Annotated in this window: 10 protein-coding genes and 1 pseudogene; 6 read left to right on the top strand and 5 right to left on the bottom strand. The window is 42.4% G+C overall.

Annotation, left to right across the window (positions count from 1 at the left end; translation table 11 throughout):
• The first annotated feature begins 203 nt into the window (after positions 1 to 203).
• The 6 genes and pseudogenes from QUB44_RS28935 to QUB44_RS28905 all read left to right on the top strand — a co-directional run bounded on the left by QUB44_RS28935 (position 204) and on the right by QUB44_RS28905 (position 7,060).
• Positions 204 to 755: a DUF3124 domain-containing protein gene (locus QUB44_RS28935; RefSeq protein ID WP_333372913.1), complete on the top strand. Its 552-nt coding sequence runs from the start codon at positions 204 to 206 to the stop codon at positions 753 to 755.
• Positions 756 to 1,067: 312 nt separating this feature from the next.
• A pseudogene (locus tag QUB44_RS31305) lies at positions 1,068 to 2,095 on the top strand (aldo/keto reductase).
• Positions 2,096 to 2,522: 427 nt separating this feature from the next.
• Positions 2,523 to 4,394, top strand: a complete 1,872-nt coding sequence (locus tag QUB44_RS28920; protein WP_333372904.1) for a serine/threonine-protein kinase — start codon at positions 2,523 to 2,525, stop codon at positions 4,392 to 4,394.
• A gap of 249 nt (positions 4,395 to 4,643) precedes the next feature.
• The gene (locus QUB44_RS28915) at positions 4,644 to 4,781 is read left to right on the top strand and encodes a hypothetical protein (protein ID WP_333372902.1); all 138 of its coding nucleotides are present in this window, start codon (positions 4,644 to 4,646) and stop codon (positions 4,779 to 4,781) included.
• A 257-nt stretch (positions 4,782 to 5,038) separates the two neighbouring features.
• Positions 5,039 to 6,148, top strand: a complete 1,110-nt coding sequence (locus QUB44_RS28910) for a nucleotide kinase domain-containing protein (RefSeq protein WP_333372899.1) — start codon at positions 5,039 to 5,041, stop codon at positions 6,146 to 6,148.
• 30 nt (positions 6,149 to 6,178) lie between these two features.
• Complete coding sequence (locus QUB44_RS28905; RefSeq protein ID WP_333372897.1) at positions 6,179 to 7,060, top strand: nucleoside triphosphate pyrophosphohydrolase family protein; 882 nt, start codon at positions 6,179 to 6,181, stop codon at positions 7,058 to 7,060.
• A 2-nt stretch (positions 7,061 to 7,062) separates the two neighbouring features.
• On the opposite strand, the gene QUB44_RS28900 is transcribed toward QUB44_RS28905, so the two are convergent.
• From QUB44_RS28900 to QUB44_RS28880, 5 genes are all read right to left on the bottom strand, one after another.
• Entirely contained in the window at positions 7,063 to 7,539 is a 477-nt protein-coding gene (locus QUB44_RS28900) for a DUF1643 domain-containing protein (protein WP_333372895.1), read from the bottom strand.
• 179 nt (positions 7,540 to 7,718) lie between these two features.
• Positions 7,719 to 8,642 carry a branched-chain amino acid ABC transporter permease gene (locus QUB44_RS28895; RefSeq protein WP_333372892.1) on the bottom strand — a complete coding sequence of 308 codons (924 nt, stop codon included), beginning with the start codon at positions 8,640 to 8,642 and terminating at the stop codon, positions 7,719 to 7,721.
• Positions 8,643 to 8,687: 45 nt separating this feature from the next.
• Positions 8,688 to 9,257 carry a GNAT family N-acetyltransferase gene (locus QUB44_RS28890; RefSeq protein ID WP_333372890.1) on the bottom strand — a complete coding sequence of 190 codons (570 nt, stop codon included), beginning with the start codon at positions 9,255 to 9,257 and terminating at the stop codon, positions 8,688 to 8,690.
• A gap of 151 nt (positions 9,258 to 9,408) precedes the next feature.
• Entirely contained in the window at positions 9,409 to 10,359 is a 951-nt protein-coding gene (locus tag QUB44_RS28885) for a branched-chain amino acid ABC transporter permease (protein WP_333372915.1), read from the bottom strand.
• Positions 10,360 to 10,523: 164 nt separating this feature from the next.
• Positions 10,524 to 11,780, bottom strand: a complete 1,257-nt coding sequence (locus QUB44_RS28880; RefSeq protein WP_333372888.1) for an ABC transporter substrate-binding protein — start codon at positions 11,778 to 11,780, stop codon at positions 10,524 to 10,526.
• Positions 11,781 to 11,988: the final 208 nt, after the last annotated feature.

Below are 11,988 nucleotides of genomic sequence, written 5' to 3'. Positions count from 1 at the left end.
TTGACTGGATACTCATTCATATCTTGCCCTTAAAGTCAAGTACAATTTATACCAAATTAGATGAGCTTACCCTGGTAATTTAACCGATAAACTTGCTTTCCTCATAGAAATTGACAGATTAAATACGGTTTTAGTCTACAGGAGACGGTTGATTGTAATGTAGACGTAACTGCAATGTATGTGGTGTATTTGGATGAATGCCAATGAAGCTGAAACAGCATTTCTGGGTTGGTTGGGCGCTAGGGGCGATCGTCCTGAACTCTTGTTGGGACCAAACTACCTCACAAAGACAACAACCTGATATAAAACGTGAAATTTCACTGAGAGCAGTCCCGTTAGATAAAACAAAAGTTGTGATGGGACAAACCGTATATGTCCCTATTTACTCGCATATTTATCACTACAATAGCCAGGATGAGGTGATGGAGTTGTCAGCCACGCTCAGTATTCGCAATACGGATTTGACAAATTCGATTATTATCACTTCTGTGCGTTACTACGATACCGATGGGAAATTGATTAGGCAGGATATTAAGAGTCCTGTAGAACTCAAGCCGCTTGCTTCCACACACTTTTTCATTGCAGCAAATGATACAAGTGGAGGCTCAGGTGCCAACTTTATTGTGGAGTGGGTTGCAGAAAAAACGGTTTATGAGCCTATCATTGAAGCTGTCATGATCAGTACCTCTTTTTCTCAGGGCATTTCATTTGTTAGTCCCGCTAAAGTTCTCAAGCAACACAAAATGCCAAAATGATTTTAGAGGATTAAATTCTTGCTTTACAAGGTAGTTTTAGACTACCATAAGAGGAGCATCTCATATTTGTAAAAACACTTATTCTGGCTTCTTCCTCCTGACTCTTTTCTCCTGGCTCCTGACTCCTAACTCCAATTTCTAGCTCGGCTGCTTTCATTGAGATGCTCGCATTTTTAATTTTTAACTTTGTACATCACTATAATTATTGCAGAATAAAAGGATAGCATTACTGTGCATGACTACCAAACTTTTTTCTGTTAAAATTAGATAGCTTGAGGGTAAATACTAAAAATTTCAATGAGGACTTAGGTTATGGAAAAGCGACAATTGGGGACATCACAAATTCAGATTACCCCGATAATTATGGGGACTTGGCAAGCTGGGAAGCGGATGTGGGTGGGAATTGAGGATGCTGAAACTGTCAAAGCAATGCGCGCCGCTTTTAAGGCAGGTATTACCACCTTTGATACGGCTGAGGTTTACGGAGAAGGGCATTCGGAACAAATTATCGGTCAAGCACTTTCAGATGTGCGATCGCAAGTAGTTTATGCTAGCAAAGTTGCCCCCAACCACCTGAAACCCGAGTTGGTAATCGAAGCTTACGATCGATCGCTAAAAAACCTCAACACCGATTATATCGACCTTTACAAATCCACTGGCCCGCTGGCACTTGGAATTCCGAGTTAGTGCCAATTGCAGAAACAATGGACGCCCTGAACAAGTTAAAAGAACAGGGAAAAATTCGAGCGATCGGCGTTTCCAACTTCTCCCGCGCCCAAATAGAAGAAGCCGCCCAATACGGACGCATCGACAGCCTGCAACCGCCATATTCTCTGTTTTGGCGCTGGGTAGAAAAAGATGTTATGTCCTATTGTGTAGACAATCATATCTCTATCCTTGCCTATTCATCTCTAGCTCAAGGAATATTGACAGGTAAATTCGGGTCAGAACACAAGTTTGAAGAAGGCGACCACCGCACCAAAAATAAGCTGTTCATCAAAGAAAATTACGATCGAGTGCAAACATCATTAAATCAACTCAGGCCAATTGCCGATCGCCACCAGACAAGCTTGGGAAACTTAGCTTTAGCCTGGTTGATTTCCCAGCCACAAACAAATGCAATTGTCGGCGCGCGCAACGGGGAACAAGCAGCCGAAAATGCTAAAGCTGCTGAGGTAAAATCGAGTGAAGAGGAATTAAAAGAAATTGACGCGACCGGGCGAACCGTCACCGATCATTTAGACGAGAACCCGTTATGTGGAATTTTTAAAATAGTTAATTCAGGGTTAGCAAAACCTCTATATGTAGGGTGCGTCGGATCCCGCACCTTACCCCTATAAGTAGCGCGTAAAACCCATCTGAGGATAAGTCCTATAAATTTTATAGAGTCGGGCAAGAGGTATAATATTTACTGCTTAGTGCAAAGATTCAAAAACATAAAGTCTAAAATCCGTAATCCCAAATCTCAAATCCCAAATCTAACATCTCAAGAGGTATAATATTTACTGCCTAGTGCAAAGATTCAAAAACATAAAATCTAAAATCCGTACTCCCAAATCCCAAATCTAAAAACTCAAATCTAAAGAGGTATAATATAGCAAAACCATTTGATTTGTAAACAATCGATTCAATGATGGCCAGCGTTTCAGGTGGTTCTACATTCATGACTCAAATAGACTTGCTATATTTACTGCCTAGTGCAAAGATTCAAAAACATAAAATCCGTACTCCCAAATCTAAAATCTAAAATCTAAAATCTAAAATCGAATGAGTTACTGCCTAAACCCCAACTGTTCCAAGCCACAAAACCCTCCCGCGGCCAAAATTTGTAGGAATTGCCGTTCAAAACTGCTGCTGCGCGATCGCTACCGGGCTATAAAGGCGATCGGACAAGGCGGTTTTGGTAGAACATTCCTCGCCGTTGACGAAGACAAACCCTCAAAACCTCGCTGCGTCATCAAACAATTTTTACCCCTAGAAACCCAACTCATCCCATCAGCAAGCAATCGCAACAGCAAAAAAGCAGCCGAACTTTTTGAACAAGAAGCAATGCGATTAGACGAATTGGGCAAACACCCTCAAATTCCCGAACTATTAGCCTATTCCATCCAAGACAGCAGACAATATGTAGTCCAAGAATTTATCGACGGGCAAAATTTAGCACAAATTGTAGAAACAGAAGGCACATTTACAGAAAATCAAATTCAAGACTTACTCAATAGCTTATTACCCGTCCTTCACTTCATCCATTCCCACAACGTTATTCACCGAGACATCAAACCCGGAAACATCATCCGCCGCGCCGACAAACAATTAGTTTTAGTAGACTTTGGCGCTGCAAAAATTGCCACAGGTACAGCATTACTCAAAACAGGAACCAGCATCGGCAGCCCCGAATACATCGCCCCCGAACAAGCTAGAGGCAAAGCATTTTTTACCAGCGATTTGTACAGTTTAGGCGTAACTTGTTTGTATTTGCTAACTCAAGTTTCCCCATTTGACCTGTTCGATCCTGGTGAAGATGTCTGGATATGGCGCCAGTATTTGGCTAACAACCCGGTGAGTGAACAACTAGGTAAAATTTTAGATAAAATGATTCAAAATGCTACCAACCGCCGCTATCAAACGGCTGTTGAAGTATTAAAAGAAATTAATCCCCAAGTTGCGATCGATCTAGCAATTCCTCAAACAAGTTCCAAGTTAGTTAAACCAGGAAAAACTCCCACCCAGCCCCAACAACAAACCTATAACTGGCAATGTTTTCACACCCTCACAGGTCACAAAAACTTAATTTACTCTGTGGCTTTCAGCCCCAATGGAGAAGTTGTAGCTAGCGGCAGCGATGACAAAACAATCAAGCTGTGGGGAGTTGAAGACGGGCAAGAAATTGTCACCCTCACAGGACACGCTAACTCGGTTTATACAGTAGTTTTCAGCCCGGACGGACAGATGCTAGCCAGCAGCAGCCACGACAAAACAGTAAAACTTTGGCGGATGAAAGATGGACAAGAAATCCGCACCCTGATCGGTCATAGTAACTCAGTTTACAGCGCAGCTTTCAGTCCCGATGGCGAAATTATTGCTAGTAGCAGTTGGGACAAAACTATCAAGATTTGGCGAGTCAAAGACGGGCAAGAAATTCGCACGCTTGCGGGTCACACCAATTTAGTTTATTTTGTTGCTTTTAGCCCTGATGGAGAAACTCTTGCTAGCTGCAGTTGGGACAGAACAGTCAAAATTTGGCGAGTGAAAGATGGGAAGCTAATTCGCACAATTACAGGTCATACAGACTCGGTTCGCTGCATAGCTTTCAGTCCAAATGGAGAGTTTTTGGCTAGCGGCAGCCATGACAATACTATTAAGATTTGGTGGGTCAAAGATTGGCAAGAAGTTTTAACTATCACAGGACATTCTTGGTATGTTGATTCTATTGCTTTTAGTCCCGATGGCGAGATTCTGGCTAGCAGCAGCAATCAAACTATTAAGATTTGGAGAGTGAAAGACGGTCAAGAAATTTGTAATATTGCAGGTCATACTAACTCGGTTTATTCCGTTAATTTTAGCCCGGAAGGAGAGTTTTTGACTAGCGGCAGCAGTGACAAAACTATTAAAATTTGGCAGCATATGACGTTGGTTTGATTAGCGACAATCAAAATTCTTTGTAATCTTGGGGCGGGGGCAGGTTTATGATAATTTTTGGTTTTAGGCAATTATTGTTGGTGAACCCTTCGACTCCGTTCAGGGCATCGCCGGCCGCTACAGGAATTACTATAAATTCACCGGACACGATATGATTCAACCGTTCTCCCTTTGAATTTTTAGTCGCAACTCCAGAATCACAGCACTTGTATTGCGATCGCGCTATAATAGATAAACTTAGCTATGTTAATGAATTTGTGGCGTGCAGCGCGCGATCGAGGACAAACCCTTTCTCCCAAACAACAAGCGGAATTAGAAAGTTTTGTGGAGCTAGAACTTAAAGCCACGACAAGTCGGACAGTGGTTCTTGTACAACAATTGAGCTGATGAACCCTTAATATACTTTAGTACATGATCGGAAATGTTTCGTATGTGGTATCTTAAATGTGGAAACTGTTGACAAGCAAGTTACCTGATCCAGAGATGGTAGTCTTAAACGTATAGAGCGAGAGCATGAATGTCCGGGTGGGATGTGAGTCGATGGATTATTTTATCTAATGACCGCAGAAAATCTAAAATCACAAGTATAGCTCGAAATGCTCTACACCGAACAACTAATAAACAGATAGCGGATAGAATATAAAATGGGGACAAAACGGCTAAAAAACGTTATTGAAAACGTCGAACAAAACAAACAACTAAGTTTTGACTTTGGTGACTATAGCGACGAACGAAGTTCGCCATCAGAAATCATTTCACACATTTTGCCCGCCAAGCCTACTGTTGTCTTCAATACTTACTGGCGATTCGCTGCTGAAAGGCAAAAAATTTTTTTTAAAAAGCTAGAAAATGCACCAATACCTTGGACTGATGATCCAATCTTTTCGACTTACAAGTTTACCAATACCTACCGCGCATCAGATCGTGTAAGCCAGTATTTAATCCGTAACGTCATCTACCAAAATGACCTTCCTTCATCACTTAACGAGGTATTTTTTAGAATTATCCTCTTCAAAATTTTCAATAAGATCGAAACGTGGGAGCTTCTGGAGAACAAGCTTGGTTCCATTATTTACGCAGAATATTCTTTTGAACGCTATGACCAAGTTCTAACAGATGCCATTCAGTCAGATCAAACCATTTATTCTGCTGCATACATGATGCCATCAGGGGGAACAAGCTTCGGGCACACTGCGAAACACCGTAATCACCTTAAGCTGATTGAGAAGATGATGGCTGATGAACTACCAAAAAAGCTTGCTGATGCCAAGAATATGCACGAAGGATTCGATTTGCTGCGTGAATATCCAACTCTGGGTAATTTTTTAGCATATCAGTTTATTACTGATGTTAACTATAGCGAAATTACTAACTTTAGCGAGATGGAGTTTGTCATTCCTGGGCCGGGAGCATTAGATGGTATTCGTAAATGCTTTAGTGACCTCGGCGGACTTAACGAGCCAGAAATTATCAAATTGATGGTGGAAATTCAAGAGTCTGAGTTTGAGCGACTAGGATTGAATTTTCAGAGCCTCTGGGGGAGAAAACTTCAATTGATTGATTGCCAAAATTTATTCTGCGAAGTCGATAAATATGCGAGAATTAAGCATCCAGAGATTTTTGGAATATCAGGTCGAACTCGCATAAAACAGAGGTACTCAGGTAAAGGACAAACTCCAGATTATTGGTATCCCCCCAAGTGGGGAATCAATCAGGCTATTGAAGAATACAGAACAGCTAAAGATCATGCTTAGTTTAGGGATAAATAAAATCTCAAGGAGTTGATGATGAATTTTCGCGAATATCAAGAACAAGCGCAGAAAACCGACCAAGTTCCTAGCAAGTCAGGAAATGGAATAATTATACCTTTACTAGGATTGGTTGGTGAAGCAGGTGAGTTACTCAGTGAGTACAAAAAGTATCTCCGCGACGGCGAAGCCCATAAGCTTTTCCCCGAATGCGTTGCAGAAGAATTGGGAGATATACTTTGGTATATTGCTAATGTGTCAACCAAGTTTGACCTTGATTTAGAAGAAATTGCGGAAGGTAATCTTAAAAAATGCCGTGATCGTTGGGGATGGAGAGATTCAGTACAAACAGACACCTACATACTTGACAGTCATTTTCCAGAACACGAGCGCTTACCACGTCGGTTTGAGGTTGAAATTATGGAGGTGAGCGAAAATAACTCAGTCAAGATGAAAGCATTTATAAATAGAAAACAGATTGGGAATGATCTGACTGATAACTCCTACTCAAGTGATGGCTACCGCTTTCACGACATTTTCCATTTCTCATATGCAGCAGTTTTGGGGTGGTCGCCAGTCATTCGTAGTAACCTTAAGCTTAAGCGAAAAAGCGATTCCGGTATTGACGAAGTTGAAGATGGCGGTCGTGCAATAGCAATTGAAGAAGGTATATCAGCCCTCGTGTTTAGCTATGCCAAGGATCGCAACTTCTTAGAAGGAGTTGATACTCTTGATGACCAACTCCTAAAAACTATCAAAAATATGACCTTGCACTTAGAAGTTTCTCAGTGTTCACTTGGTGCTTGGGAACAGGCTATCCTGAGTGGCTACGAAGTCTGGCGACAGGTGGAGAAAAATCAAGGAGGAAAAGTTATTGTAGACCTTGATGCACGCTCCATAATCTATCAAGACAAATGAGATTAATAATTGACAGGTTGTGTGTTGCCTTTAACATACAGTGGATGGTATGGATGACTCTTCTTAGTAGTTCCCAAGCAGTAAAGTTGAATTTTACCTAAGCCATTTAGCATATTTAAAACATCTTTATAGCGGTTATTCAATATGCCCCGATTACCCCAAGCTACAATAATTTTATCTGCTCGTTCAACAGCTTCTTTGAGATAACGGTCATTTTCTTTTCCTACCGGATCTGTTACCTTTTTCAGTTCCACTGGTTTTGAAGCTCGGTAAGCAAATAAGTTGACCACTTCAAGCGAACCATAACCCCAAGACTGAGCGAAACTGATGCAGCGACGAAGCGTAGGATCATCAGTAGTTGCATCTGCACGACTAGGATTAAGCATAATAAAAGCGACCCTTGGAGTATTTGTGTTCCACTCCCGACATAGCGAGTAGCGGTAGAAACCTGTGGGGTCTATCACTGCATCTTTTTTCATAGTTGTTTCACCTGAACACCCAAAAGATTTTCCATATAATTAGGGTTAAGTTGAATTCCCTCATCAAAATGTATATTCTTCCATTATATAAAAACTTCCACGGTCTGTCCATTAAATCCGTAGGAGCGCTACTGGGACGAAAGTGACAAGCAAATCAGAAGGACTGATAAAATATCTTGTTAATTCTCCTTCCTCCACCTCTTCAACAACTCCGGCGTCACCAAACCTTGCGGAAAAAATATCGTCCCCAACACAATCAGCACCCCAAAAATAATTAACCGCCCATCCCGCAGGAATTGCGCCAACCAAATCGGCAATCCCTGAATAGTCGCTATCCCCCTCAAAACCTCCGGTAAAGCAGTAAACACCATCCCACCCAAAACTGCTCCCAAAAACGTTCTGCTACCACCAATTAACACAGAAGTCAAGTAAATAATACTAGCATCAAAAGTCCCTTGACGGGCGTTCCAAGTATTCAGGAAATGAGCGCTAACAGCACCCACAACCCCAGCTAAAACAGCACCTAACGTGAAACCCAGAACCTTATAAAAAGTTGGGTTAATCCCGATCGCATCAGCCGCCAACTCATCAGCGCGGATCGCAGCAAAAGCCCGCCCCACCCGAATCCGTTCCAGCCGATACACAATCGCCATACTTACCAAAAGTAAAGGTAGTACAATCCACAAATACTCGATCGGCGTCGCAAACGGTTGCGGAATCCCAAAAATGCCCACAGCCCCGCCAGTGATATCCAGATTCAGCGATAAAACCCGCAAAATTTCCACAAAAGCAATAGTTGCGATCGCCAAATAAATCCCACTCAACCGCAGCGCCGGAATTCCCACCAAAATCCCCAGCAACCCCGAAACAATCCCTGCAATTATCATCTCTAATAACAACAACGGCAGAGGAAACAAACCCCCTGTCTGTTGAAACACTGTTGTAGACAAAATCGCCGCAATATACCCACCCAAAGCATAAAAACCAGGGCTAGCCAGAGACAACTGTCCAGTCATTAAAGGCAAATACAGCGACATTCCCAACATTGCACCCAGCAACATCGAGACAATCAGAAACCCATAAGTTGTAAAAAATGTAGCCATTTGATTTGAGATATTTTAGATTAGAAGTTATTAAGGAAAATCGGGTTAGCTTAGTTTCCAATTTGGATTGATTAAGCTAGTCTGAATATGGTCTTCCCACCGACCATTTATCAACAAATAGTCTCTAGAGTAACCTTCTATCACAAATCCCAATCTTTTAAGTAGATTACCGCTACGCTGATTGTGAGGTATATAATTTGCTATAATGCGATGTAAATTTAACTCTCCAAAAACATATTGAATTGCAACTCTCACAGCTTCTGTCATATAACCTTTACCTTGTTGCGCTTCTGCCACATTATATCCCAAAAAGCAAAACTGACCGGCACCTCGTACAAAATTATCAAAATTAACGTTACCGACAATATATTCAGGATTAGCCTTCTCAAAAATCCACATCTTTAAAGATTTGTCAGACTTAAAGCCTTGGAAATCTTTCTCTACTTGTTTTTCCCAATAACTTTCCGTTAAAAAATCCTCCGCCCAATGTCGGTGCCAGGGAGTAAAAAACTTTTGATTGTCACTATAAAATTTAATAATTTCGCAGATATCGTCTTGATTTGCTAATCGCAAAAAAAGGCGATCGCTGACCATTAAAGGAACTTCCGAATTCATCAAACTGCCTCTGAGGTATGAATAAGTTTTCTAGGTACGTCTATAAAACTCCACAACAGTTTATACGGGCTGGTTTAGGTATAGTCTTTGCTGGAAACCAGTTTTCCCTTCTCAAAACCGCCCTGCCTTATTAAATGTCTTGCAAATAATACTATACCTTTTGAATCAAACGCCGTCCAAACAAACCCTGGGGTCTAACCAATAGCATCATAAACAATATGCCAAAAGCAACAGCATCCTTATAAGCCGAAAAATCACCAGGCACAAAAGCCTCCACCAAACCAATTATAAACCCACCCAAAACAGCCCCAGGAATACTCCCCAACCCACCCAGCACAATCACCGCCAAACCCTTCAAACCAAAAGCAATCCCAAAATACGGCCCAGCAATACTAACACTAGAACCCACCAAACTCCCCGCCAAACCAGCCAGAAAACTGCTCACAAAAAACGTCAAAACAATATATCTGTCAGTATCAATCCCCAACAGACTAGAAGTAGTAGCATCTTCAGCCACCGCCTGCATTGCTTTGCCAAATTTAGTGAAATTTATTAAGTAAGTTAGAAGACTAACAATCGCAATAGCTACGCCAAAAATCACTATTTGAACAGTGCGAATAGGAATCTGTTTATCCGCCGTACCAAAGTTAATAGCTGCCGGCAAATTGCCGTAAGTATTAGTAGGAAAAGTGTAAATTTCTGCACCGACAAGATACTGGATGATATTGGCGATCGCCACCGCCGCCCCCAAACTAGAAACCACCGTCAGCAGAGGATCGGAGTTTCTGCGGCGCAAAGGCAAAAAAGCAACTCTTTCAACAATTACTCCCACCAAACCAGCCAGCGTACTGCCCAAAATTAGTGCCACAGCAAAAGGAAACTGCACGGGAATTCTCGCATTAGCCAACAACCCGTTAAAACCAAAAGCACCGCCCATCAGCGCATAAGTGAAATAAGCACCCAAAGTAAACACTGCACCGTGAGCAAAATTAATAATTCCGAGAATAGAAAACACTAGGGTGTATCCCAGGGCAAAAATAGCATACACGCTGCCGATCGACAAACCATTCAAAAATTGTTGCAGAAACAGAGTTAAGTCCATCACCCGTTAAGAATTGAGCCTCACACCAAAATTATTCAACAACAAAAAACATACAATTTTTACTCTGACTTCAGACTTCCCCCCTTGGGGGGCAGGGGGGGGTGACTTCAGAGTCACACTCAATAACTCATCCGTGTATCCGTGTCAAAATCCCTGTTCTGACTTCATTTCAAAAACTCAAATTTACCGTTATTTCCATCAGCATCCATTTTAATCTGTGCCACATAAAACTCTTTCTGATTGATTTCACCTTCCGGCGTAAAATAAATTTCCCCCAGAGGCGTATCGTACTTTCCACTCAACAACTGCTGATTCAAACTTGTACGCAATTCTGCCAAAGGCTTTTCGCTAACCTTCGACTTAGCATTAATTTCTTTTAATGACTCAACAAAAACTTGTATGCCAGTAAAAGCTTGAGCGCTAAACTGAGGCGGTTCCTTCTTAAATTGAGCGCGATAAGCATCACGAAAAGCCTTATTAATCTCATTCTGATATTCCGGGCTGTATGCTTGGGCAATTAAAACCCCCTCGCAAAGAGCCTTGCAAACCGAAAATACATTGGAAGTATTCAGACCGTTGCCCCCAATGATAACGCCTTTGTAGCCCAACTCCCGCAACTGCTTAATTAAATTGCCTCCATCTGCGGCCAACCCAGAAATAATTATCAAATCGGGCTTGACATTTATCCCATTAGTGGCTTGAGATTGGAAATCTGTATCAGTAGTCAAGAATTTTTGGACTGTTGCCAATTCCAGTCCCATATCTTTAACCGTTGTCTGAAAAGTTTCAGTCTCAGATTTGCTAAAAGCATCATTCTGAGCAAAAAACACGGCTACTTTCTTAATATTGGGATTTTGCTTCAGGGCCGCTTTAACTGCATTAGGTGCTACCACGGCGACAGGCGCGGAGACTCTGGCCACATAATCGCCAATCTGGGGAATGCCTTTAGCGGTGTTGGATGGTCCGAGTACGGGAATTTTTGCGCGATCGGCGATCGGATCGGCACTAAAAGCCTGCTGCGAGAGAGTAGGGCCCACAATACCCACCACCTTATCCTGATTGATCAGAGTATTGAAGGCATTGATCGCCCCTTGTTCATCTCCACCCGTATCTTGGAACACCAGTTTAATCGGCGTCCCATCCACACCGCCCTTATCGTTGAAATACTTCTCAGCAATTTTCGCCCCAGCCACCTGTTCCTGACCCAGTAAAGCCACATTGCTAGTTTGGGCGACCCCAACCCCAACGGGAATAGCGGTAGAGTTCCCCGCAGCCGAACCCTGTGGCGAAGTTGGCGGAGATGGCGAAGTACCTGGAGATACTGTAGTCGATGTCTGGGGAGTGTTCGTCTGAGTGCAAGCCATCAGCAGTGAAGCGCAGGTAACGAACAAGGCACTAGGGCGAGGGGCAGGTTTTTTCATGAGCGGGCGATCGAACACATATATATAGACCATCTCTATATAGAACATCTATATGTGCAAATATTCTACCGATTCGCCGGAGAGTCCCGGTCCAAAGCGTATTTCTGGGTCAAAAAGCAGACTCAAGCCATAAAGAGGAGTCAGCCAGCGGAGGTCGGAGCCGGTCATAAGTCTCGAAACCCTTACAGTGTATAGCTTTCAAAAAACC

Source organism: Microcoleus sp. AT3-D2 (assembly GCF_036705715.1).
Taxonomy (GTDB): Bacteria; Cyanobacteriota; Cyanobacteriia; order Cyanobacteriales; family Microcoleaceae; genus Microcoleus.
This window is presented reverse-complemented; position numbering and strand designations above follow the sequence as displayed.